Source organism: Streptomyces sp. NPDC001709, assembly GCF_053596375.1.
This window is the reverse complement of the sequence record NZ_JBSFGB010000002.1, coordinates 89,770-114,379: the sequence shown is the minus strand read 5'-3', so window position 1 is coordinate 114,379 and position 24,610 is coordinate 89,770. Positions and strand designations below refer to the sequence as shown.

General features: G+C 70.4%; 16 protein-coding genes. 4 read left to right on the top strand and 12 right to left on the bottom strand.

What is annotated here, in order from left to right:
- Positions 1 to 117: 117 nt before the first annotated feature.
- Positions 118 to 1,665, top strand: coding sequence for an MFS transporter (locus ACWC0C_RS03415; protein WP_450861249.1), 1,548 nt, complete (start codon positions 118 to 120; stop codon positions 1,663 to 1,665).
- Between the two features lie 313 nt (positions 1,666 to 1,978).
- Here the strand turns inward: ACWC0C_RS03415 and ACWC0C_RS03410 are convergent, their stop codons facing one another.
- The 3 genes from ACWC0C_RS03410 to ACWC0C_RS03400 all read right to left on the bottom strand — a co-directional run bounded on the left by ACWC0C_RS03410 (position 1,979) and on the right by ACWC0C_RS03400 (position 4,309).
- Positions 1,979 to 2,884, bottom strand: coding sequence for an ADP-ribosylglycohydrolase family protein (locus ACWC0C_RS03410; protein WP_449200416.1), 906 nt, complete (start codon positions 2,882 to 2,884; stop codon positions 1,979 to 1,981).
- Positions 2,885 to 2,896: 12 nt separating this feature from the next.
- On the bottom strand, positions 2,897 to 3,556 hold the full coding sequence (locus tag ACWC0C_RS03405; RefSeq protein WP_449200415.1) for a histidine phosphatase family protein: 660 nt from the start codon (positions 3,554 to 3,556) through the stop codon (positions 2,897 to 2,899).
- A gap of 147 nt (positions 3,557 to 3,703) precedes the next feature.
- Positions 3,704 to 4,309 carry a YdbC family protein gene (locus tag ACWC0C_RS03400; RefSeq protein ID WP_449200414.1) on the bottom strand — a complete coding sequence of 202 codons (606 nt, stop codon included), beginning with the start codon at positions 4,307 to 4,309 and terminating at the stop codon, positions 3,704 to 3,706.
- A gap of 156 nt (positions 4,310 to 4,465) precedes the next feature.
- Between ACWC0C_RS03400 and ACWC0C_RS03395 the strand changes: the two genes are divergently transcribed.
- Positions 4,466 to 4,996: a TerD family protein gene (locus ACWC0C_RS03395; RefSeq protein WP_449200413.1), complete on the top strand. Its 531-nt coding sequence runs from the start codon at positions 4,466 to 4,468 to the stop codon at positions 4,994 to 4,996.
- A 59-nt stretch (positions 4,997 to 5,055) separates the two neighbouring features.
- On the opposite strand, the gene ACWC0C_RS03390 is transcribed toward ACWC0C_RS03395, so the two are convergent.
- Together ACWC0C_RS03390 and nrdR are read right to left on the bottom strand one after the other, a co-directional pair.
- On the bottom strand, positions 5,056 to 7,953 hold the full coding sequence (locus tag ACWC0C_RS03390; protein WP_449200412.1) for a vitamin B12-dependent ribonucleotide reductase: 2,898 nt from the start codon (positions 7,951 to 7,953) through the stop codon (positions 5,056 to 5,058).
- A gap of 165 nt (positions 7,954 to 8,118) precedes the next feature.
- Entirely contained in the window at positions 8,119 to 8,670 is a 552-nt protein-coding gene (nrdR, locus tag ACWC0C_RS03385; protein WP_450861246.1) for a transcriptional regulator NrdR, read from the bottom strand.
- A 584-nt stretch (positions 8,671 to 9,254) separates the two neighbouring features.
- Between nrdR and lexA the strand changes: the two genes are divergently transcribed.
- On the top strand, positions 9,255 to 10,034 hold the full coding sequence (lexA, locus tag ACWC0C_RS03380; RefSeq protein WP_450861244.1) for a transcriptional repressor LexA: 780 nt from the start codon (positions 9,255 to 9,257) through the stop codon (positions 10,032 to 10,034).
- Positions 10,035 to 10,188: 154 nt separating this feature from the next.
- On the opposite strand, the gene ACWC0C_RS03375 is transcribed toward lexA, so the two are convergent.
- From ACWC0C_RS03375 to ACWC0C_RS03360, 4 genes are all read right to left on the bottom strand, one after another.
- Positions 10,189 to 12,168: an ATP-dependent DNA helicase gene (locus tag ACWC0C_RS03375; protein ID WP_450861242.1), complete on the bottom strand. Its 1,980-nt coding sequence runs from the start codon at positions 12,166 to 12,168 to the stop codon at positions 10,189 to 10,191.
- 296 nt (positions 12,169 to 12,464) lie between these two features.
- Complete coding sequence (locus tag ACWC0C_RS03370) at positions 12,465 to 13,271, bottom strand: GNAT family N-acetyltransferase (RefSeq protein WP_450861240.1); 807 nt, start codon at positions 13,269 to 13,271, stop codon at positions 12,465 to 12,467.
- A 68-nt stretch (positions 13,272 to 13,339) separates the two neighbouring features.
- Positions 13,340 to 15,295: an IucA/IucC family protein gene (locus tag ACWC0C_RS03365; protein ID WP_450861238.1), complete on the bottom strand. Its 1,956-nt coding sequence runs from the start codon at positions 15,293 to 15,295 to the stop codon at positions 13,340 to 13,342.
- Positions 15,296 to 15,582: 287 nt separating this feature from the next.
- A complete protein-coding gene (locus tag ACWC0C_RS03360; RefSeq protein ID WP_450861236.1) occupies positions 15,583 to 17,019 on the bottom strand; it encodes a diaminobutyrate--2-oxoglutarate transaminase family protein in 1,437 nt (478 codons plus the stop codon).
- 418 nt (positions 17,020 to 17,437) lie between these two features.
- On the opposite strand from ACWC0C_RS03360, the gene ACWC0C_RS03355 reads away from it, so the two are divergent.
- Complete coding sequence (locus ACWC0C_RS03355) at positions 17,438 to 18,658, top strand: trypsin-like serine peptidase (protein WP_449200407.1); 1,221 nt, start codon at positions 17,438 to 17,440, stop codon at positions 18,656 to 18,658.
- Between the two features lie 153 nt (positions 18,659 to 18,811).
- On the opposite strand, the gene hflX is transcribed toward ACWC0C_RS03355, so the two are convergent.
- The 3 genes from hflX to ACWC0C_RS03340 form a co-directional block, all read right to left on the bottom strand.
- Positions 18,812 to 20,305, bottom strand: coding sequence for a GTPase HflX (gene hflX / locus ACWC0C_RS03350; protein ID WP_449200406.1), 1,494 nt, complete (start codon positions 20,303 to 20,305; stop codon positions 18,812 to 18,814).
- A gap of 226 nt (positions 20,306 to 20,531) precedes the next feature.
- Complete coding sequence (locus tag ACWC0C_RS03345) at positions 20,532 to 22,142, bottom strand: M1 family metallopeptidase (RefSeq protein WP_450861234.1); 1,611 nt, start codon at positions 22,140 to 22,142, stop codon at positions 20,532 to 20,534.
- Positions 22,143 to 22,259: 117 nt separating this feature from the next.
- Positions 22,260 to 24,509 (bottom strand): RelA/SpoT family protein, encoded by a 2,250-nt coding sequence (locus ACWC0C_RS03340; protein WP_450861232.1) that lies wholly within the window; start codon positions 24,507 to 24,509, stop codon positions 22,260 to 22,262.
- Positions 24,510 to 24,610 lie beyond the last annotated feature (101 nt).

Here is a 24,610-nt window from a genome sequence, read left to right as displayed (position 1 = left end):
GGGACGCGAGACGGGGCGCAGGATTAAGTGAACGCTTGCGTTCACTGTTGGGGACTCACTACCGTGGACGCGACAGTGAACGCGAGCGTTCACTAACGCCTTTATGGGGGACCCATAGTGACGACCTCTCAGCTGCTTCAGGAACCGAAACCGGGCGTGGCCCGCCGGGAGGGGCATCCCGGCATCGCACTCACCGTCATCGCGGCCTGCCAACTCATGGTGGTACTCGACGCGACGATTGTGAACATCGCGCTCCCGCACATTCAAGACGCACTCAAGTTCAGCACCACGGACCTGACTTGGGTGATCAGCGCCTACACGCTCACCTTCGGCGGCCTGCTGCTGCTCGGCGCGCGGGCCGGTGACATCCTCGGCCGTCGCCGGGTGTTCATGGCCGGCATCCTGTTGTTCACGTTCGCTTCGCTGCTGGGCGGTCTCGCCCAGGAGCCCTGGCAGCTGTTGGCCGCACGGGCCCTGCAGGGCGTGGGCGGCGCGATCGCCTCGCCCACGTCGCTGGCTCTGATCACCACGACGTTCCCCGAAGGCCCGGAACGCAACCGGGCCTTCGGCGTGTTCGCCGCCGTGTCCGCGGGCGGTGGCGCCATCGGCCTGCTGGCGGGCGGCATGCTCACGGACTGGCTCGACTGGCGGTGGGTGCTGTTCGTCAATGTGCCGATCGGCGTGCTGATCGCGTCGCTCGCGCCGCTCTACATCAACGAATCCCAGCGGCATCCGGGGCGCTTCGACATCACGGGCGCACTGACCTCGACGGCGGGCATGGCCTCGCTGGTCTACGGGTTCATCCGCGCGTCGGAGAACGGCTGGCGGGACGGCCTCACCCTCGGCTCGTTCGGTGCGGCCGTGGTGCTGCTGCTCGCCTTCGTCCTCACCGAGATGCGGGCGAAGGAGCCGATCACGCCGCTCAGGATGTTCGCGGACCGCAATCGCTGGGGCACGTACGTGATCATGCTGAGCCTCGCCGCGGCGATGTTCGGCATGTTCTTCTACATCGTGCTGTTCGTGCAGGACGTACTCGGCTACAGCGCCATCAAGGCCGGTCTGGCCTTCCTCCCCGTGACGGTCGCGATCGCGGTCGGTGCGGGCCTGTCCCAGCGCTTCCTTCCGGCGCTCGGCCCGCGGCCGTTCATGATGGCCGGCTCGGCGCTCGTGACGATCGGGCTGGTCTGGCAGACCTTCATCCGGCCGGACAGCTCCTACGTCGGCGGCGTACTCGGGCCGATGCTGGTGTTCGGCTTCGGCATGGGCCTGAACTTCGTAACGGTCACGGTCACGGCGGTGTCCGGTGTCGCCCAGCACGAGGCCGGCGCGGCTTCCGGGCTCCTCAACGCCATGCAGCAGGTGGGCGGTTCGCTCGGACTGTCCATCCTGACGACCGTGTTCGGCTCGGCCGCCAAGGACGAGGTCAAGAAGCAGTTGCCGAAGTTCCTCGCCAACAGCTCGCCGGAGCAGCAGGCTCACTTCGCCAAGACGCACCAGCTGCCCGCTCCCTGGGGGCACGAGGTCCTCGCCCACGGCATCTCCACCGCCTTCGTGCCGGCTGCCGCGATGGCCGGGGCCGCGTTCGTCACCGCCTGGCTGGTGATCAGGGTCCGCAAGAGCGATCTCGATTCCCTCGGCGGTGTGGCGGGGCCGGGCATCGGCTGACCCGGCCCGAGCCGCGCGAAGCCGCGGTCGGCCGGACCGCCGCCCGGGGATGGACGGCAGAGGCGACGGTCCGGTCGGCTGCACCACGGCTGCCGGCGCCCACGTGACAACCAGAACAGCGGCCAGCATCACAACCAGCACTGCGCACGCCATCTCCGCACCTCCTCCGACCGTCGCTCTCGGACCGGCCCGTCGGCCCTGCCGCCGTAGGCCGCTGCGCGCGACGGATACGGGGAGAACGGGCTGCGGTCACGGAGAGTTCCCGGCGGACACGGAGAGTTTCACGATCTGCGGCTCGGGGCCGTCGGAGCCGTCAGAGCCCCGTCGGCACCCAGTCCGGCAGTGCCTCGACGCGTTCCGCCCACTCGGCGGGCGGGGTGCCCGCCTTGCCGGAGGCGAGCACACCGCCCACGATCGCGCAGGTCGTGTCCACGTCGCCGCCCACCCCGGCCGTCGTCCAGAAGGCGGTCTCGTAGTCACCGAGGCTCCGTGCCGCGGACCAGAGGGCGAAGGGAACGGTGTCGTGGGCGGTCGTACGGCGGCCGCATCCGAGGACCGCCGCGACGGTGCCCGCGTCGCCGTAGTCGAGCATGTCCCGGGCGCGCCGGAGTCCCTGGCCGACGGCGCTCTTCGGTACCAGGGCGATGACACCGTCGAGGAGTGCCTCGGGGCCGGGCGGCCCGTCCGGAGAGCCGGCCAGCGCCGCCGCGGCGGCCACGGCCATGGCACCGACGACGGCCTCACGGTGCTGGTGGGTGGGATAGGCCGAGATTTCGGCCTGGTGCGTCGCCTGCTCCGGATCGTCCGCGTACCAGGCGCCCAGGGGCGCGATCCGCATCGCCGCTCCGTTGCCCCAGGACCCCTGTCCGTTGAACAGCCCTGCGGCCAGCTCGCGCCAGTCCTCACCCTCACGGACGAGTCTCAGCAGGCGGTTGACCGCGGGGCCGTAGCCCCGGTCGAAGTCGTGGTGCTCGGCGAAGGAACGGGCCAGGGCGTCCTGGTCGATGCGCTGGTGCGCGGCAAGGACGGCGACCACGGAGCAGGCCATCTCGGTGTCGTCCGTCCACTGCCAGGGCCCCGCGGGTAGCTCGCGCCGCTTCAGCAGGGGGTAGTGCGCCGGAACGAAGAACTGGGAGCCCAGGGCGTCCCCCACGGCCAGTCCGCGCAGGCTCGCCAAGGCGCGCTCCAGGCGCCCGGCAGAAGAGGAGTCAGCGGTCATTGCTCTGCCACTCTATCCGTTCGCCCAGTAGGGGACCGGTTCCCGCCAGCGCTCGAAGGGCCGGTCGAGGGTGTACTTGCCGTCCTCTGCGAGAACGAGCATCCGCATCTCGGCGTTCCCGGGGTTCGACAGCGACTCGAATTCCGCGACCGTCCAGTGGAACCAGCGCATACAGAACAGCCGCATCGCGAGTCCGTGTGTCACCAGCAGGACGTTCGGCGGGTGGTCCGGCGCCTCGAAGCTGCGGAACAGGCTCTCCAGGAAGCCGCCGACCCGGTCGTACACGTCGGCGCCGGACTCACCCTGCGGGAACCGGAAGAAGAAGTGGCCGTACGCGTCGCGGTAGGCCTTCTGCAGGCGCACGTCGTCGCGGTCCTGCCAGTTGCCCCAGTCCTGTTCGCGAAGGCGGGGCTCCTCCCGGACGCGTATGAGGTCGGGGGCGAGATGGAAGGCGCGGAGTGTCTCGTGCGTCCGGCGGTACGGGGAGACGTACACGCTCACGCGTTCCCGGCCGAAGACTTCCCGGAGCGCCTTTCCGGTCTCCTCGGCCTGCCGCCAGCCGCGTTCGGTCAGCGCGAGAGCGTGATCGGGCTCGCGCTCGTACACGGAGTCGTCGACGTTGCCCGTGGACTCGCCGTGCCGGACAAGGACGATGCGCCGTGGTCGTGCCATGCCAAAACCCTAGATCGAGCGAGGCGAAGTCGAGCACTCGTACGGGCCCCATACGGCGTAGGTCACATGAATTCCGTGTCCCGGGCCGTTGCCGAGCGCGTTGTGCGACTTCTTCAGGGGGTGAGTTTGATTTTCAAATGCACTGGTTCAGGCCGTCCAGGACGGCTCCAGCTCGACGATGTCACCGGAGAGCGCCGCGATGTCCGCCTCGGTCTGGGCGCGCAGCGCGAGTCGCTCCACGCGCTCGGTGCGGTACTTGCCGTGCTCGGCCGCCGAGCGCCACATCGACAGGATCAGGAACTCCTGCTCGGGAGCCTCGGCGAACATGCCGCGGATCATGCCGGGCGAACCGGCCATCGCGGGGTTCCAGACCTTCTCCTGCATGAGGGTGAAGTGCTCGACGCGCTCCTCGTGGACCCGGCACAGGGCCACGCGGATCAGATCGGTGTCGGTGAACCGCGGCTCGAAGCCCGTCTTCACATCGAAGCGGTACTCGAAGAGCTTGACCTGGGCGTGCTTGAACGTGCCGGACTGGGCGGACGCCAGGCGGTCGTGCGAGCGGGCCATGAAGGAGTCGTAGAAGGCGCGGCTCTCCCAGAAGGCGAAGATGTGCGCCACGCCCGGCCGCTGCCGGCTCCAGCCTCCACCCTGCCCCCGAAAACCCGGCTCCCCCAGAAGCCCCGCCCATTTCCGCTGCCCCCGCTCGAAGCCGCGGCGGTCCACCACGGTGCAGCGAATCCACTTGACCAGCACCGCGCCATCGTAAGGCCACCGGGCGTGGCGTCGGTCACGCTCCGGCGGAGATCACCCGCGCGTACGCCCCCGCGCGCGTGGCACGATGGAGAAGACACCCTGGCTCCACGGGAGTTGGGGCGGCGGGGCAACCACCAGGGGGGAAGGGGAGGCCTGTTGACCGGCTTCAGCAAGGGAATCGGCAAGGTCGAGGTCGGGCTCAAGTGGGACCCCAGTCCCGCGGGCCGGCCGCCCACCGATCTGGACCTCGTCGCCGCGACGTTCCTGTCGGGCGACCCGTACGGGACGCCGGCTTACTTGGTGCACTTCGACAGCCGCTCACCGGACGGCACGATCTTCCTCAACCGGGACAGCACGGACGGCCGGGGCTTCGGCTGGGACGAGGTCATGACGCTGGAACTGGACCGGCTCGACGACCGGTACGCACGCGTGGTGGTCGGTGTCGTCATCCAACAGCGGTTCGGCCACAGGACGTTCGTCAACGTACTGAATCCGGCCATGCGCATCCGGGAGGGCCGCTACACCGTGCTCGCCGCGGACGACTTCGGCTCGGTCCTCGGGGCGACGGCGGCCACGATCGCCGACTTCGTCCGCGACGACTCCGGGGAGTGGACCTTCCGTCCCGGCGTGCACGGCTTCGACGAGGATCCGGCCACCTTCACCCGGGTCATGGGCAGGGCCCAGTAACGGTAAGGGGCGCCGGCAATGGCCGGCGCCCCTTACTTCACTTCAGGAACCGCGTGTCGTCAGCTGCAGCCGCTGGTCGAACCGCAGCCCTCGCAGATGTAGCAGGAACCGGCCCGCTGCATCTTCGTGCCGCAGGAGAAGCACAGCGGGGCATCGGCCTGGATGCCCAGCTGCATCTCCACCAGCTCGGCGCTGGTGTGCGCCTGCTTCGGGGCGGGCTTGGCCGCCTCGGACTCGGGCTTCGGCGTGGCGACCGCCTTCAGCTCCTGGGCGCGCGGCGCCGACTGGGCCAGGCCCTCGACGTCGACCTCGTCCTCGGACGGCTCGTAGGAACCGGTCTCCAGGTGCCGCTGACGCTCCTCGGCGGAGTGGATGCCGAGCGCGGAGCGGGTCTCGAAGGGCAGGAAGTCCAGCGCCAGGCGGCGGAAGATGTAGTCGACGATCGACTGCGCCATCCGCACGTCCGGATCGTCCGTCATGCCGGCCGGCTCGAAGCGCATGTTGGTGAACTTCGAGACGTACGTCTCCAGCGGCACGCCGTACTGGAGACCGACGGAGACCGCGATGGAGAAGGCGTCCATCATGCCCGCGAGGGTCGAGCCCTGCTTCGACATCTTCAGGAAGACCTCGCCGAGACCGTCGTCCGGGTAGGAGTTGGCGGTCATGTAACCCTCGGCGCCACCGACCGTGAAGGAGGTGGTGATCCCCGGGCGGCCCTTGGGGAGGCGCTTGCGGACCGGGCGATACTCGACGATCTTCTCGACCGTCTCACGGATGGTGGCCTCGGCCTTCTCCGTGACCTCGGCCTTCTCCTTCTCCTTGGTCTTGGCGGAGAGCGGCTGGCCGACCTTGCAGTTGTCGCGGTAGATCGCGAGCGCCTTGACGCCCAGCTTCCAGGCCTCGAAGTAGATCTCCTCGACCTCCTCGACGGTCGCCGTCTCCGGCATGTTGACCGTCTTGGAGATGGCGCCGGAGATCCACGGCTGGATCGCGGCCATCATGCGGACGTGGCCCATCGGGGAGATGGCGCGCTCGCCCATGGCGCAGTCGAACACCTCGTAGTGCTCGTGCTTCAGGCCGGGGGCGTCGATCACATTGCCGTGCTCGGCGATGTGGGCGACGATCGCCTCGATCTGCTCCTCCTGGTAGCCCAGGCGGCGCAGGGCCTGCGGGACGGTGCCGTTGACGATCTGCATCGAGCCGCCGCCGACCAGCTTCTTGAACTTCACGAGCGCGAGGTCGGGCTCGACACCGGTGGTGTCGCAGGACATCGCGAGGCCGATGGTGCCGGTCGGGGCGAGGACGGACGCCTGGGAGTTACGGAAACCGTTCTTCTCACCGAGACGGACGACGTCCTGCCAGGCCTCCGTCGCAGCCGCCCACACCGGGGTGTCCAGGTCGTCCATGCGGACGGCCGTGCCGTTGGCGTCGGCGTGCTGCGCCATGACGCGCTTGTGGGCGTCGGCGTTGCGGGCGTAGCCGTCGTACGTGCCGACGACCGCGGCCAGCTCGGCGGAGCGGCGGTAGGCCGTACCCGTCATCAGGGAGGTGATGGCGCCGGCGAGGGCGCGGCCGCCGTCGGAGTCGTAGGCGTGGCCGGTGGCCATCAGCAGGGCGCCGAGGTTGGCGTAGCCGATGCCCAGCTGGCGGAACGCGCGCGTGTTCTCGCCGATCTTCTGGGTCGGGAAGTCAGCGAAGCAGATGGAGATGTCCATCGCGGTGATGACCAGCTCGACGACCTTCTGGAAGCGCTCGGCCTCGAAGGACTGGGTGCCCTTGCCGTCGTCCTTGAGGAACTTCATCAGGTTCAGCGAGGCCAGGTTGCAGGACGTGTTGTCCAGGTGCATGTACTCGCTGCACGGGTTCGACGCGGTGATCCGGCCGGACTCGGGGCAGGTGTGCCAGTTGTTGATGACGCCGTCGTACTGGATGCCGGGGTCGGCGCAGGCCCAGGCGGCCTCGGCGATCTTGCGGAAGAGCGCCTTGGCGTCGACCTCCTCGATCACCTCGCCGGTCATCCGGGCGCGCAGGCCGAACTTGCCGCCCGCCTCGACGGCCTCCATGAACTCGTCGTTCACACGGACGGAGTTGTTGGCGTTCTGGTACTGGACGGACGTGATGTCGTCGCCGCCCAGGTCCATGTCGAAGCCCGCGTCGCGCAGGACGCGGATCTTCTCCTCCTCCTTGACCTTGGTCTCGATGAAGTCCTCGATGTCGGGGTGGTCGACGTCGAGCACGACCATCTTGGCGGCGCGGCGGGTGGCACCACCGGACTTGATGGTGCCGGCGGAGGCGTCGGCGCCGCGCATGAAGGAGACCGGACCGGAGGCGTTGCCGCCGGAGGACAGCAGCTCCTTGGAGGAGCGGATGCGGGAGAGGTTCAGGCCGGCTCCGGAGCCGCCCTTGAAGATCATGCCCTCTTCCTTGTACCAGTCGAGGATCGACTCCATGGAGTCGTCGACGGACAGGATGAAGCAGGCCGAGACCTGCTGGGGCTGCGAGGTGCCCACGTTGAACCAGACGGGGCTGTTGAAGCTGAAGATCTGGTGCAGGAGGGCGTAGGCCAGCTCGTGCTCGAAGATCTCGGCGTCGGCGGGCGAGGCGAAGTACTTGTGGTCCTCGCCGGCCTTCCGGTACGTCTTCACGATGCGGTCGATCAGCTGCTTCAGGCTGGTCTCGCGCTGCGGGGTGCCGACGGCACCGCGGAAGTACTTGCTGGTGACGATGTTGACCGCGTTCACCGACCAGAAGTCGGGGAACTCGACGCCACGCTGCTCGAAGTTGACCGAGCCGTCGCGCCAGTTGGTCATGACGACGTCACGGCGCTCCCAGCTCACCTCGTCGTACGGATGTACGCCGGGGGTGGTGTGGATGCGCTCGATGTGCAGTCCCTTGCTTCCCGCCTTGCCGCCCTTGGCTCGGGAACCTCGTGCCGGACCGCTCGCCGTCTCTGTCATGCCGCCTCCCTGTACGGGCAAAAACGCCCTGAAGTGCCCCGTTTGTTCCCGTGGCACGGTGTTCTGTCTTGTGTTGCGGGCACCCTCAGCTACCACCCGCAACAGGTCTTGAGTCGCCGCCTCCCGGCCGGAACCCGGCTCTCCTCCCGGTTTCCGGCCCGCCGGTCAGTCGGCGGCGTGGGCGGGCACGGGGACCTCACTGGTCCCGCCGGGCCCGCGATCGTCTTCCTGGCTCCCCGCTCCCGCTTCTTCCTCGTCCGCGACGGGGCCTCGCGGCGCCTCCCTCAGCTCCGCGATGGCGGCCTCGAAGTCCTCGAGCGAGTCGAACGCCCGGTAGACGGAGGCGAATCGCAGAAAGGCGACGAGGTCGAGCTCCTGCAACGGGCCGAGTATGGCCAGCCCCACGTCGTGGGTGGTCAGCTCGGCGCTTCCGGTGGCCCGCACCGCCTCCTCGACCCGTTGGCCGAGCTGGGCGAGTGCGTCCTCGGTGACAGGCCGTCCCTGGCATGCCTTGCGCACGCCGTTGATGACCTTGGTGCGACTGAAAGGCTCGGTGACTCCGGACCGCTTGACCACCATGAGCGAGCACGTCTCCACGGTCGTGAAACGACGGGAGCAGTCGGGACACTGGCGGCGCCTGCGGATCGACGTGCCGTCGTCGGTCGTACGACTGTCGACCACGCGGCTGTCGGGGTGCCTGCAGAAGGGGCAGTGCATGATCTCCAACCCTCCTCACAGCAGACTCAATAGCCCCACCGGGCCCATGGGCCCCGAGAAGCAGCCCTAAGCATAGGCGATCGCGAAGCCGGTTCAGACCCGGGGGACCACAACTTGTGGGCTGCTGTAGCCATCCAACCACTAGATGTGGGGATTGGCTCATACACGGAGGCGGACTCGCGTGTCGCACCGAGAAACGGCGACGAACCCCCGGCACACAGGCGACCCACCCACCTGGCGGCCCACCCGGGACACGCGGGCGCAGAGCCGTATCGCTGTGACGCTTACGGAGATACCGTGGGCGCCGCACGGAGGACGCGTGGGACTCCGGCACAGAAGGGACCCGGATCCCGGATGAGCGGGTTCCGGATGGCAGACTGGGGTGACGGCCCACGAGGCCGGGAACCCCGGCGGTGAAGAGTACAGCAATGGGCGCTTTTGTCCGCCAGGTGGCGCGTTAGCTATACACCCAGACACATGATCGCGTCAGGCGAATCGCACTTTTTCACTCGAACGTGTGTTTGGCGCAACCTTTCGAAAGCAACTACCGTTGTGCAGCAGGGAGACCATCGAGAGGGGCCGACGTGACCACCACCGCAGACAGTGCCACCATCACCGCCCAGGACCGCTCCCAGGGCCGAGTCGAGCCGGTACACGTGATGAACGAAGCCATGAATCCCGAGGGGCACAAGCGCTCCCTGCCGGGCCGACCTCCAGGAATCCGGGCGGACAGCTCCGGACTCACCGACCGGCAGCGCCGGGTGATCGAGGTCATCAGGGACTCCGTACAGCGACGGGGCTACCCGCCGTCGATGCGGGAGATCGGCCAGGCCGTCGGCCTCTCCAGCACGTCCTCCGTCGCACACCAGCTGATGGCTCTGGAGCGCAAGGGCTTCCTGCGCCGCGACCCGCACCGCCCGCGCGCGTACGAGGTACGCGGCTCGGACCAGGCCGTGACCGTGCAGCCCACCGACACCGCCGGCAAGCCCGCCGCATCGTACGTCCCGCTGGTCGGCCGTATCGCCGCCGGTGGCCCCATCCTCGCGGAGGAGTCCGTCGAGGACGTCTTCCCCCTCCCCCGCCAGCTCGTCGGCGACGGTGAACTGTTCGTCCTCAAGGTCGTCGGCGACTCCATGATCGAGGCCGCGATCTGCGACGGCGACTGGGTCACCGTGCGCCGCCAGCCGGTCGCCGAGAACGGCGACATCGTGGCGGCCATGCTCGACGGCGAAGCCACCGTCAAGCGCTTCAAGCGCGAGGACGGCCATGTCTGGCTCCTCCCGCACAACGCCGCCTACGAGCCGATCCCCGGCGACGACGCAACCATCCTGGGCAAGGTCGTCGCGGTGCTGCGGCGCGTGTGACGCCTGCGGCGGGCGGACCCCACGGCTGCTCGCTCCCTGACCGGGCCCCGGAACCCCTGCGCCGGTTCCGGGGCCCCGCCGTGTCCAGGGGCTGCTCCCCGGCGCTTCGGCATCGCGGGCTGGCCTGATCGGCACTGGTCAGGCCCGCCCGCGATCACTCTTCCTCGGCCTGCTGCGCCTGCGCCGCGTCGATCGCGGCGAGGGACTTGCGGACCTGGTTACGGTCCGTGGTGTACCAGAAGTCGGGCAGTGACGCCTTGAGGTAGCCGCCGTACCGCGCCGTAGCCAGCCTCTGATCCAGTACGGCCACCACACCCCGGTCCCCCGACGCGCGGACGAGCCGGCCGGCGCCCTGGGCCATGAGCAGGGCCGCGTGGGTGGCGGCCACCGCCATGAAGCCGTTGCCGCCGGCATCCTCCACCGCCTTCTGCCGGGCGCTCATCAAGGGATCGTCGGGACGCGGGAACGGGATCTTGTCCATGACGACCAGCTGACAGCTGGGGCCGGGGACGTCGACGCCCTGCCACAGGGACAGGGTGCCGAAGAGGCAGGTCTTCGGGTCGGCCGCGAAGTTCTTGATCAGCTCGCCGAGGGTCTCCTCGCCCTGGAGCAGGATCGGGAACTCGGGGATCCGGGAGCGCAACTCCTCCGCCGCGAGCTGCGCGGCCCGCATGGACGAGAACAGCCCGAGCGTGCGGCCACCGGCCGCCTGGATGAGCTCGGTCAACTCGTCGAGCATGTCGGAACGCTCACCGTCACGCGCGGGGCGGGAGAGATGCTTGGCGACGTAGAGGATGCCCTGCCGTCGGTAGTCGAAGGGCGAGCCGACATCGACGCCCTTCCACTTCGGCAGGTCCTCGCCCTGCGTGCCCTCGGGGCAGAGGCCCAGGGAGGCACCGACGCCGTTGAAGTCACCGCCCAGCTTGAGGGTCGCGGAGGTGAGGACGACGGCGCGGTCCGCGAACAGCTTCTCCCTGAGCAGCCCGGAGACGGACATGGGAGCGACCCGCAGGGACGCGCCGAAGCGATCGTGCCGCTCGTACCAGACGACGTCCCACTCCGAGCCGTTCAGCACCCGCTCCGCCACGTCGTGCACCGTCTCCACCGAGGCCAGCGCCTGCTTGCGCACCGCGTCCTCGTCCTGCACCGACTTGTCGCGTGTCGCGCCGATCGCGGAGATGACCGTGCGGGCGGCGTCCCGCAGCGCCATCAGGGCGTAGCCGAGGTCCTCCGGAATCTCCTCCAGGCGGCCCGGCAGGGCCAGCTCCATGAGCCGCTCGAAGCCCTCGGCGGCGGTCTGGAGCTGGTCGGCGGCCTTTTCGTCGACGAGCTTGGCGGCGCGGCGCACCGCGCGATTGACCTGGCCAGGAGTGAGTTCGCCGGTCGCGACGCCGGTGACCCTGGAGACCAGCTCGTGGGCCTCGTCCACGATCAGCACCTCGTGCTGGGGCAGCACCGGCGCGCCCTCGATGGCGTCGATGGCGAGCAGTGCGTGGTTCGTGACCACGACTTCGGCCAGCTTGGCACGCTCGCGGGCCATCTCCGCGAAGCACTCGGCTCCGTACGCGCACTTGGACGCGCCCAGGCACTCCCGTGACGACACCGACACCTGCGCCCAGGCGCGGTCCGACACGCCCGGGGTGAGATCGTCCCGGTCGCCGGTCTCCGTCTCGTCCGACCAGTCCCGCAGCCGCAGGAGGTCCTGGCCCAGCTTGCTGGTGGGCGCGGCGGCCTCGAACTGGTCGAAGAGACCGTCCTCCTCGTCCTGTGGAATGCCCTCGTGCAGACGGTGCAGGCACAGATAGTTCGACCGGCCCTTGAGCATCGCGAACTCCGGACGGCGGCGCAGCAGCGGGTGCAGGGCGTCGACCGTGCGCGGCAGATCGCGTTCCACCAGCTGGCGCTGGAGCGCGAGGGTGGCCGTCGCGACGACGACCCGTTCCCCGTGCGCGAGCGCCGGCACCAGATAGCCCAGCGACTTACCGGTGCCGGTGCCGGCCTGGACCAGCAGGTGGGATCCGTCGTCGATCGCCTCGGCGACCGCTTCGGCCATGGTCACCTGGCCAGGGCGCTCCGAGCCGCCGACAGCGGTGACGGCGGCATGCAGGAGTTCGGGGAGTGAGGGCTTCGTCATAGCCCGACCACCCTACGGCCCGGCACTGACAAACGGGCGATCACGGCGGGGGTGGGGCACGGGGGCACGGCCGGACTCCTGGGTGCGGTGGGTGGCGGAAGCGGGGTGGTGGCTGAGCGCTTGGGCGGAGGCGGGAGGGCTGACGGAGACGGGAGGGTTGAGGGGGATGGATGGAAGGCGAGGTGACCGGGGACACTGCCGGCTCGTCCGGACCGGCTCGAAAATTCTTTGGCTCGGGTGGGAACCCCCGGCCGGCCCGATCCGTTCACCAAATGTGCACGCGCCGTCACATGGCGCTACAGCACATCGCGCAGGACCCGGTCCCGGATCATGAGGGCGGCCCGCTTGCCGGGCAGGTCGACCTCGTCCGCGAACCGGAAGCCGGCGCTCAGGAACGCTGCGACGGAGGGGGTGTTGCGAAGATCGGGTTCCGCTACGACCCGTGCGCACGTGGGGCGCCTGTCGAGGATCAGGTCGGCCACGGCTCGGAGCAGGGCGGATCCCAGCCCCCGCCTTCGATCCGCGGCTCCACCCACGAGGAGGTGGATCCCGGTGTCATGCGGACGGGCCGGGTAGTGGCAGGCCAGCGGATCCAGGTCTGCCCGGTAGATCTCCCAGTAGCTCATCGGTGTGCCGTCCAGTGCGCCGAGACACGGCACGCTGCGGCCGTCGCCGTCGAGTTGAGCGCGCAGATGACCCTCCGTCCGCTTCCGGGGCCCGGCCAGCTCCCAGAACTCCGCGACGGCGGGGTCGTTCATCCAGCGATGGATGAGCGGCAGGTCTTCATCGATACGCACGGGCAGGAGCTGGAAGGAGCCGACGGGTGTGACCACGGAACCCCAGGTGGGGAGTTGATCCAGGAGATAGGCCGTGCCCGCGGCGAAGAGCGCGAGGAAGTCGGCGGGCAGATGCAGGTCCAGTGTGTCCTCGCAGTCCGCGTCGTCGTCCTCGACGCGGAACCCGGTGAACGGGGTGCCCCGGGTGCCCGCGCTGTCCGCTCGGAGGTCCGCGGAGCCCCGGTGGGCAGGGGCTCCGGTGTGGATGGTGGCGCCCGGATGATCAGGGCTGAAGCCGGGGCCGGGGTGCGCGTCGGTGGGAGGCATGGTGCGCTCCTCTCGGGAGACGAGGTGGGTCATGCTCCTCGGAAGTGCGGGGAGACGGGGTAATTCGCTCAGGAATGAAGGGGGTTGGTGATGGTGACGTAGACGGACTGGGTGTCGACCGGACCGACGAGCTCGTCAAGGCCGTGCAGCCGGGTCAGCAGGTTGGCCTTGCAGCGCAGGACGGGTGAGTCGAGCAGACGGCGGGGCAGGGAGGTGCGCAGCGCGGTGGGCCCGGCGGCGACATCGGTGAGGAAGCGACGGAAGGCCGCGAGGAGGAGGCGCTCGTCGGCGAGGTGCTGGGAGCCGAACGCACCGATCAGCCCGAGCACGTTGTTGATGGCGAGGTAGTAGGCGAAGCGTTCGTCGGTCACCTCGTCGGAGACGAAGGTGTCGCTGCGCTCACCGATACCGGGCAGCCGGGCATCCAGTTCGGCTCGCCGGGACTCACGGAAGTAGTAACCCTGGTTGTCGCGGTAGCGGCCACCTGCGGGCCAGCCGTCGCCGTCGAGCAGGAGCAGGGTGTTCTGCTGGTGGGCTTCGAGGGCGATGCCGGCCTCGCTGTCCAGCCAGAGCACGGGACGGACGACCTGCTCCAGGTACCGGAGGAACCACTCCGTGGCGACGGCTGCGACGGGCCGGCCGGTGCGTTCGGCGAGCCGCGCCACGAGCTGGGCCAGGCGGGAGCGCATGGGCCAGGCGGACTGCTGGGGAGAGGAGTTGCCATCGGGTTCGGGAACGGGCCGGGGCGAGACGAGTCCGGCGACGCAGGCGACGTCGTCGTTCGGGGCGAACGGGTTGTGCCTGATCACCACGCCGAGTCCGGGCACGGGTCGTCCGTCCGTGTCGTCGACGGCGAGCCAGGCCGGGTCGCGGACGATGTCGAAGCAGGGGTGTACGGCCTGCCATTGCTTGGACAGGCCGGTGCGCAGCAGCCGGTGCACCTCGACTCCGCGGTGGAGTTCCTTGCGCAGGTTCTCGCGGCGGGAGTTGGTGATGCGCAGGCCCAGCGACAGCTTGAGCATCGCGGGGGCGCCGGATCGGTGAACGGTGCGTACGGAGGAGGTGGGGTGCCAGCCGGTACCGAGAGGGCCGAGGTCACGGAGGAGGCCCGAATCGAGGAGGGCGGCGACCGGTTCGCGGAGCCGCAGCTCGCGGGCCTGCCACGGGTGCAGGGGGAGGGCGGCGTAGCCGTCGGACAACGGGAGGTCGGCTTCGGCCAGGCGCCGGGTGAGGTGATCGGCGGGGACGGGACGGCCGCGCTCGGTCCAGGCGGAGTCGGTTGCGAGGAGGGAGGGGGCGACAGCCATCCAATGCAGGGGAAAGGAGCCGCGCAACTCGGGTGAGTACAGCAGGGTTTCGGCCTCGGTCAGGCCCTCCCGGCTCTTGGGAGCCGGATGCAGGGGGTGCCCGAGGAGGAGAGCCTGCTCGGCGGAGAGGAACAGGTCCGCCCCGTCGGCGGGGCGCTCGCGCCGGTCCCGGATGAAGGTGACCGTGCGCCGCAGGGAGTCGGCCACCCTGGCCACGAGATCCCCGTCGTCGCCGTGGCCGGCGTCGCTGGGGGCCGGGGCCCGGCAGGCGCGGTCCGTGTCGCCCGCAGTCTCCCGGGCGAGCAGCGCTGCCAAGGTGACGGCGTCGACGGCAGGAGCGGTCTCGGGGGTGTTGACCAGGCGTGGTGGACCGAAGCGGTGCAGACCCGTCGGTGACCAGTGGCGGACCGGCACGAGCAGGGTCGTGCCGCTGGCCGGAAGCGGCAGGCGAAGGGTGCCGCCGGTGGGGGCGGCGAGGCCGGTCTCGCGTACCCAGCACCGCAGCAGGTTCTCCACGGCGGCGCCCTGGGCCGCGGTGCGCGGGTCGGGATGTTCCAGCGGGTCGGCGCCGGGCTCGGTCACTCGGGTGAGATCCGCGCTGCGCCTCTTCTGCTGGGGGACCGACTCGGCGAGCGGCACGGGAGGGGCTGGGGTGCAGGGGTCTCCCTGCTCTTCGGGAGCGCCGGAGCTGCCGTCGGGAGTGGGGGTGGCGTTCATGACGACTCCTTGTGGCTGGCTGGGGTGGTGCAGGTGCGAGTGCGGGTACGGGTGCGGGCGCCTCGGGGGGCACGCACCCGGCGGCCTCCTGCCGGGTGCGGTCTCCCGCCTCTCGCCCGCATGGCGCGTGCGGGCAGGGCGCCCGGTGGCGGGTGCCTGCCCTGCCCGCGCGGCAGCGCCGTCGGCGGGTGCGGGCCCTGCGTGCGCGTGGCCCGGTGGTGCGGGCGGAGCCGGGGGCGCGGATGGGCCCGGCGGTGCAGGCGGATCCGGCGATGCGGGTGCCGGTTTCAACCCGCGCGCTGGGCAGGGCCGTGGTGCCGGCCGCGGTGTGGGCCGGGCTCCTCGTGAGTGCGGGCCACCGCTGCCACCGCGTCCGCCAGCCGGTCCAGAACGGCCGCCGCCTGCTCGTCGCTGATCGTGAGCGGCGGAAGCAGCCGGACCACGGCCGAGTGCCGACCGCCGAGTTCGACGATCAGCCCACGCTGGAGGCACTCCCGCTGGACGGCCACGGCGAGTTCGGGGGCGGCGGGGTGCGGAGTGCGGGTGGGCTCCGGACCGGTGGCGGCGGAGCCGTGGTCGTCGGGGTCGGCGCACGCGCCTTCCGGGTTCACCAGCTCGACCCCGATCATCAGCCCACGCCCCCGCACCTCCCCCACGCATGCGAACGTGTCGGCCAGCTCCCCGAGTTGGTGCAGCATGCGGGCGCCGAGGGCGGCGGCTCGTTCGGCGAGGCCGTTTTCGCGGACGTAGGTGAGGGTCGCGGTGCCCGCGGCCATGGCGAGTTGGTTGCCCCGGAAGGTTCCCGCGTGGGCGCCGGGTTGCCAGACGTCGAGATCGTCGTGGTAGACGATCACGGCCAGCGGGAGGCTGCCGCCGATGGCCTTGGACAGGACCATGACGTCGGGGGTGATGCCGCTGTGATCGACGGCCCAGAAGGTGCCCGTCCTGCCGACTCCGGTCTGGATCTCGTCGGCGATCAGCGGGATGGAGCGGTCCGCGGTGAGCTGCCGCATGCGGCGCAGCCAGTCGTCCGGCCCCGGAATCACCCCGCCCTCGCCCTGGACGGGTTCGACGATCATCCCGGCGGGCAGGGGCACGCCGGACTTGGGATCGTCGAGGAGGGACTCGGTCCAGCGGGCGGCGAGTTCGGCGCCACGCGGACCGCCGACGCCGAAGGGGCAGCGGTAGTCCTGCGGATAGGGCAGGCGGGCGACCTGGACGTCACGGGCACCGCCGGAGGCGGCCAGGGCGCCGGCGGTCATGCCGTGGTAGGCGCCGGTGAAGGCCAGGATGCCGGTGCGGCCGGTCGCGGCCCGGACCAGTTTCAGGGCCGCCTCGACGGCGTCGGTACCGGCCGGTCCGCAGAACTGGACACGCGCCCGCTCGGCGAGCGCGGGCGGGAGGGTGCGGAACAGCTCGGTGATGAAGGCGTCCTTGACGGGGGTCGCCAGGTCGAGGACGGAGAGCGGTGCGCCGGAGTCGAGGACGCTGCGGATGGCTTCCAGTACGACCGGATGGTTGTGCCCGAGGGCGAGAGTGCCGGCGCCGGAGAGGCAGTCCAGATAGCGGCGGCCGTCGGCGCCCTCGATGGTGAGCCCGCGCGCCCGCACCGGGACGATGGGCAGGGCCCGGGCATAGGTGCGGGCGGAGGACTCACGCGCCGACTGGCGTCTGAGGATCCCCTCGTGCACAGCACGCGCTTCCCCGTGCATGCCTCCAGCCATCGACTCCGTAACGGCCACGGCTCGCTGTCCTCCCCGCTGTCCAGAGGCGAGTTGATCCGCGGGGACCGGATACAGGCAGCTGGCCCCCCACCGCTACAACCGCCGGCCGTTCGACGGGTTACGGGTTGACGCGAGATCATTGCCGGAAGGGGAAGGTGGCACGTTCGGTGCCGCGGGGCCGGGCGATGGCGGCGGTAGCGGTGAGTTGACGCCAAATCGGGCAATCTATGGATGATTGGCCAGGTCAGATGGCTTGTAGCCGAACCGTTGCCGTTCCATCGGAAGTCCCACACAGCGAGCGCATAGTGTGTGATGCCGTTCCTACACGGTCGTGAGACCGGCATGAACTCCCCATGAGTTCGTGGCCGGTGACACGGCCGAAGCGCCGAGTACCTTCACCTCAGGGGGAGTCACGAGCATGCGATCCATACGGCCGTCGTTCAGCGTTCGGCGCGGGAGGGGCCCCCGTCGTACCTCCCCCGCAGTGGCGGCGGTCGCCCTCGCCTCGGCGGTGGCGCTGACCGCCACCGCCTGCAACGGCGACGACAAGGCCGACAGCCAGCCGACCGCCTCCGCGACCGTGGCCGGCGGCGACGGAAAGATCAGGATCCCGGACGACCTCAAGCAGAAACTCAAGCAGCACGGGATCGACATCGACAAGTGGAAGCACGGCGCCTGGCAGAACTGGAACAAGCAGGACTGGCTGCGCGAGGCCGACGACTTCATCAACCCGATCATCAAGGGCCTGTGGGACCCGAACCGGATGCGTCACGCCAACGACCCGAACAAGGGCGTCAACGACAACGACATCTCCGGTGACCAGGGCGTGACGGACCCGACCCCGCAGCCGGTGAAGGCGCAGGCGGTGGCGTCGCCTTACCACACCAACGCGGCCGCCTCCGGCAAGGTGTTCTTCGACTCCCCCGAGGGCCACATGGTGTGCTCGGGCACCGTGGTGAAGGACCCGGCGCACCCGGGCAAGTCCAACCTGGTCTGGACGGCGGGTCACTGTGTGCACGCCGGCAAGAGCGGCGGCTGGTACCGCAACATGGCCTTCGTGCCGTCGTACAACAACTCGGCCAAGTCGGTCGACCAGTTGCAGAACGCCAGCAGGTCCGAGATCGCCCCATACGGCGTCTGGTGGGCCGACGCCGCGCAGACCTCGCAGCAGTGGATCGACCAGGGCGGTGAGACCGGCGGCAACGGTGCCTCGTACGACTACGCGGTGATCCATGTGACGCCGGAGCAGGGCAACAGCGGCAAGTCGCTGGAGGAGACGGTCGGCGGGGCGCTGCCGGTCAACTTCAACGCCCCGGCGGTGCCGAAGGTCAGCAGCATCACCGCGTCCGGTTACCCGGAGGCGGCTCCGTTCGACGGTCAGCTGCTGTACCAGTGCAAGGACAAGCCGGGCCGGCTGTCCATCAACAAGGCGGACCCGACGATGTACCGGATCGGGTGCACGATGACGGCCGGCTCCTCCGGCGGTGGCTGGGTGGAGGCGGGGTCCGACGGCAAGCCGGCGCTCGTTTCCAACACGTCGATCGGTCCGGTGACTTCGGGCTGGCTCGCCGGTCCTCGGCTGGGTCCCGTGGCCAAGGGTGTGTACGAGTCGGTCAGCAAGAAGTTTGCCGGGCGATGAGCACGGGAGACTTCGCCGTTTCGCCGCAGGGGTGAGCGTGCGTGAGCGACTGACGGCCCTCGTGGGTTGCTCACGCAGTTCACCGCGCCCCTGAAGGGGCGCCGAAGGCCCGCCCCCTCGAAGAGGGAGCGGGCCTTTCGTGTGGCCTTTGGCTCAGGACGCCGAGACCGGGGCGTACGGTGCCAGGTCCGATGCCAGTTCCTCGTGTACCCGGACCTTGAGCAGGGTGCCCTCCGCGGTGTGTTCCTCGGAGATCACCTCGCCCTCGGTGTGGGCGCGGGCGACGAGCTTGCCGTGTGTGTACGGCACGAGTGCCTCGATCTCGACCGACGGGCGCGGCAGGTCGTTGTCGATCAGGGCGAGCAGTTCCTCGATGCCCCGGCCGGTGCGGGCCGAGACGGCGATCGAGCGCTTCTCGACCCTGAGCAGCCGCTGGAGGACCAGCGGGTCGGCCGCGTCCGCCTTGTTGATCACGACGATCTCGGGCACGTCGGTGGCGCCGACGTCCCGGATCACCTCGCGCACGGCGGCGAGCTGCTCCTCCGGGTTCGGGTGCGCGCCGTCCACCACGTGCAGGATCAGGTCGGAGTCGCCGACCTCCTCCATGGTGGAGCGGAACGCCTCGACCAGGTGGTGCGGCAGATGACGGACGAAGCCGACCGTGTCCGCCAGGGTGTAGAGGCGACCGCTCGGGGTCTCCGCGCGGCGGACGGTCGGGTCCAGGGTCGCGAACAGGGCGTTCTCGACCAGGACGCCGGCGCCGGTGAGGCGGTTGAGCAGGGAGGACTTGCCGGCGTTGGTGTAGCCCGCGATGGCGACGGACGGCACCTTGTTGCGTCGGCGCTCCTGGCGCTTGATCTCGCGGCCGGTCTTCATCTCCGCGATCTCCCGGCGCATCTTCGCCATCTTCTCGCGGATCCGGCGCCGGTCCGTCTCGATCTTGGTCTCACCGGGACCACGGGTGGCGAGGCCGCCGCCCTTGCCGCCGCCCATCTGGCGGGACAGCGACTGACCCCAGCCCCGCAGCCTCGGCAGCATGTACTGCATCTGCGCGAGCGCGACCTGCGCCTTGCCCTCGCGGGACTTGGCGTGCTGGGCGAAGATGTCCAGGATCAGGGCCGTACGGTCGATGACCTTGACCTTGACCACGTCCTCCAGCTGGATCAGCTGGCCCGGGCTCAGCTCACCGTCGCAGATGACCGTGTCGGCGCCCGTTTCGAGGACGATGTCGCGCAGCTCCTGGGCCTTGCCGGAGCCGATGTAGGTGGCCGCGTCGGGCTTGTCGCGGCGCTGGATGACGCCGTCGAGCACGAGCGCGCCCGCGGTCTCGGCGAGGGCGGCCAGCTCCGCGAGGGAGTTGTCGGCGTCCTGCACGGTGCCGGTGGTCCACACCCCGACGAGCACGACCCGCTCCAGGCGGAGCTGTCGGTACTCGACCTCGGTGACGTCCTCCAGCTCGGTGGACAGGCCCGCCACACGGCGCAGGGCCGCGCGCTCGGAGCGGTCGAACTGGTCGCCGTCCCGCTCGCCGTCGATCTCGTAGCTCCAGGCGACGTCCTCTTCCATCAGGGCATCGGCCCGAAGACCCTCGGGATGGGCGTGCGCGAGGCGCTTGGTGTCCTGGGAAGGGGAAGAAGAGGAGGTCATTGGATCCTTACGTCGATGGGATGCCGTTTCGGCGTCGGTGACGCGGTCCTGCGGGACCGCTCATGAGGTCAACGCGCGAGTACCCCGGGAGATTCCCGTGTCCCGTCGCGCGCCGCCCCGGAGCGCCGACCCGAAGATGGTCGCACGAGGCGGCACGTCTCGTCATCGTGTTATCGCGCGCTCGCGGACCTCGTCATCGCGCGCTCCCTGGCCCCCGGCCCCGGCGTCATCGGGTGCCGCGTGACCGCGCGGCCCCGGACTTGCGCCCGCCCCGGGGTCCCCCGGTGCCGGCGGACTTGGCCGGTGCCTGCTGCTTCCAGTCCGGATGGCCGGGCATCGGCGGGGTCTTCTCGCCGTACAGCCAGGCCTTGAGGAAGCCGCTCAGGTCGCGGCCCGAGACCGTGGAGGCCAGCTTGATGAAGTCGGCGGTGGAGGCGCTGGAGTCCCGGTGCACGCGGACCCATTCCCGCTCCAGCCGCTCGAAGGCCGGCCGGCCGATCTCCTGCCGCAGGGCGTAGAGGACGAGCGCGGCGCCGTCGTACACGTTGGGCCGGAAGATGTCGATCTTCTGGCCGGGGGCGGGCGCTTTGGGCAGGCCGGGTGGGCCGCCGGCCTCGCGCCAGCGGTCGGAGGAGCCGTACGCGGACTTCATGCGGTTCTCGATGGGCCGGTTCGCGTGCTCGTCGGCGTACAGCGCCTCGTACCAGGTGGCATGCCCCTCGTTCAGCCAGACGTCGGACCAGGTGCGGGGGCTGACGCTGTCGCCGAACCACTGGTGGGACAGCTCGTGCACCATGATCGACTCGACGTACCACTTGGGGTAGACCGGCTCGGTGAACAGGTTCTTCTCGAAGAGCGAGAGGGTCTGGGTCTCCAGCTCGAATCCCGTGGAGGCCTGTGCCATGAGCACGCCATAGGTCTCGAACGGGTACCGGCCGACCTTGCTCTCCATCCAGGCGATCTGGCCGGGCGTCTTGGCCAGCCACGGTTCGAGGGCCTTGGCTTCGGAGCTGGGCACGACGTCGCGCACTCCCAGTCCGTGCGGGCCCTCGCGGCGCGGCACGGCGGAGCGGCCGATGGAGACCTGGGCGAGTTCGGTGGCCATGGAGTGCTGGGTGCGGTAGGTCCAGGTGGTGTTGCGGCCGACCCGCACCGCTCCGGCGGGCAGACCGCCCGCGACGACGGTGTAGCCGTTCGGGGCGGTGACGTGGAAGGTGAACAGCGCCTTGTCGGACGGGTGGTCGTTGCACGGGAAGACCAGGTGGGCGGCGTCGGCCTGATTCGCCATGGCGAGGCCGTCGGAGGTGCGCAGCCAGCCGCCGTCCTGGCCCTTGGCGGCGACGGGATCGCTGGTGTGCTTCACCGTGATCCTGGTCCAGCTGCCCGCGGACAGGGGCTGCTCCGGGGTGACGACCAGGTCCTCGCCGGCCCCGGCGAAGTCCGCGGGACGCCCGTCCACCTCGACGGACTGCACGGTGCCGTGCGCGAAGTCGAGGTTGATCCGGTCCAGGTCGGCGGTGGTCCAGGCGTCGATGGTGGTGACGCCCTGGAGCGGCTTGTCGTTGGCGCCCGAATAGGTGAGGGACACGTCGTACGACGCCACGTCGTAGCCCGGGTTGCCCAGGTACGGGAAGAGCCGGTCGCCGATGCCGAGGGGCTCGGGCGGGGCCGAGGCCGCGAGCAGGCAGACGGAGATGGCGGAGGCGAGGAGGGCCGCCTTCCGGTGCCAGGAGATCCGGAGCCGGCTCCCGGGCCGGGTCCAGGACCGGAAGCGGGACTGGGAGCGGACGCGGGACGGGGTGCGGACGCCGGGGTCGACGCGGGGGGTGAGCAGCATGCATCACCGCTACCAGTGCGCTTCCGCGCCAGGACGGCGACGCGCGCCCGGCCCACCCGAACGGGTTGGGTCCGGGGGCCTTCTGAATCAAGGCCCCTCGCTCACGCCGCGCGTCCCTCAGGAGGCCGGAGCCTGGTGCTGGGCGCGGGAGACGTCGTACACCCCGGGGACGTCCCGCATGGCGCGCATCAGGGCCGGGAGGTGGGCCGCGTCGGGGAGCTGGAGGGTGTACGTGTGCCGTACCCGCTGCTGGCTGGGCGGTTCCACGGTCGCCGAGACGATGTCCGCTCCCGCCGAGGAGATCGCCTCGGTGAGGTCGGCGAGCAGATGGGGGCGACCGAACGATTCAGCGACCAGTGTGACCCGGCACTCGGTGGTGTCCCCCCAGCGCACACCGATCTCCGCACGCCCCCTGCTCTTCATGTGCGCCACCGCGGCGCACTCCGCCCGGTGCACGGTCACCACGCCCCCGCGTACCGCGAAGCCGGTGATCTCGTCCGGCGGCACGGGCGTGCAGCAGCGGGCGAGCCGTACGGCGGCCCCCGGCCGGTCCACCAGCACCTCGCCGCCCCGTTGGCGGGCCGCGGGGGCGCCCTCGGCGATGTCGACACGACTCGCGGAGGCGGTCCCCTCGGTGGCTTCGGCGCGCCGCGCCGGGGCGCTGCCCTCGGCGGCTTCGGTGCGTGGGCCGGTCATCTCCTCCGTGGCGGTGCCGCCGCCGGGATGCGTCGCCAGCCAGCGCTGGATGGCGATGCGGGCGGCCGGGGTGTGGGCGTGCTCCAGCCATTCGCGGGAAGGCTCGGAGGCGGGGTCCTGGCCCATGAGGAGCTGGACGGTGTCGCCGTCCTTCAGGACGGTGCTGAGGGTGGCCAGACGGCCGTTGACACGCGCGCCGATGCAGGCGTGGGCGTCCTCTCCGTACTGGGCGTAGGCGGCGTCCACGCAGGTGGCGCCCTCGGGCAGGCCGAGCCTGCCGCCGTCGGGGCGGAAGACGGTGATCTCGCGGTCCTGGGCGAGGTCCTCGCGCAGGGTGGACCAGAAGGTGTCGGGGTCGGGCGCGGCCTGCTGCCAGTCGAGGAGGCGGGAGAGCCAGCCGGGGCGGGTGGGGTCCGCGCGCTCGCCGTCGGCCGGGGCGTCGGAGGCGGTGCCATCGGTGGCCGGGGCGTCGGACGCGGGGGCGTACGGGTTGCCGAGGGCGACGACGCCGGCCTCGGCGACCTTGTGCATCTGGTGGGTGCGGATGAGGACTTCGACGACCTGGCCGTCCGGGCGGGCGACGGCGGTGTGCAGCGACTGGTACAGGTTGAACTTCGGTACGGCGATGAAGTCCTTGAACTCCGAGACGACCGGCGTCATACAGGTGTGCAGTTCGCCGAGGACGCCGTAACAGTCGGCGTCCTCGTTCACCAGCACGAGCAGACGGCCGAAGTCGGTGCCGCGCAGCCGGCCGCGTTTGCGCGCCACGCGGTGGACGGAGACGAAGTGCCGGGGGCGGATGAGGACTTCGGCCGGGATGCCGGCCTCGCGCAGCACCCCGCGCATCTCGTCGGAGACCTCGGCGAGCGGGTCGCCCTGGCGGGCGGCGTTCTGGGCGATGAGCTCGCGGGTGTGCTCGTACTCCTCGGGGTGCAGGATGGCGAAGACCAGGTCCTCCATCTCGGTCTTCAGGGCCTGCACGCCCAGGCGTTCGGCGAGCGGGATGAGGACGTCGCGGGTGACCTTGGCGATCCGCGCCTGTTTCTCCGGGCGCATGACACCGAGGGTGCGCATGTTGTGCAGGCGGTCGGCGAGTTTGATCGACATCACGCGCACGTCACTGCCGGTGGCAACGAGCATCTTGCGGAAGGTCTCGGGCTCGGCCGCGGCTCCGTAGTCGACCTTCTCCAGTTTCGTCACGCCGTCGACGAGATAACGAACCTCCTCGCCGAACTGTTCCCGCACCTGATCGAGCGTCACATCGGTGTCCTCGACGGTGTCGTGGAGCAGAGAGGCCGTCAAGGTCGTGGTCTCGGCGCCCAGTTCGGCAAGGATCAGGGTCACAGCGAGCGGGTGGGTGATGTACGGCTCGCCGCTCTTGCGCATCTGGCCGCGGTGCGAGGACTCCGCGAGGACGTAGGCGCGGCGCAGCGGGTCGAGGTCCGCTTCGGGGTGGTGGGCGCGGTGCGCCTCCACGACATGACCGATGGCGTCGGGGAGTTTGCCGCGGACCGTGGGGCCGAGCAGCGCGGCCCGGCCGAGCCTGCGCAGGTCGATCCGGGGACGGGACTTCCTGCGGTCCGCCCGGGGCGCCGTGGGGGCGGTGGCCGCAGCGGACGCCGCGGGCGCTACCGGGCCAGGGGTCGCAGGGTTCGTGGCCTCCGCACTCATGGGCACCTCCGGCTCGTGAACCGGCGGACGGGGCCCCAGGGCGTACGCGGCTCAGGGATGGCGGCGTTCCCCCGTCCGTGCCGGTGCTTGATGCTACCGAG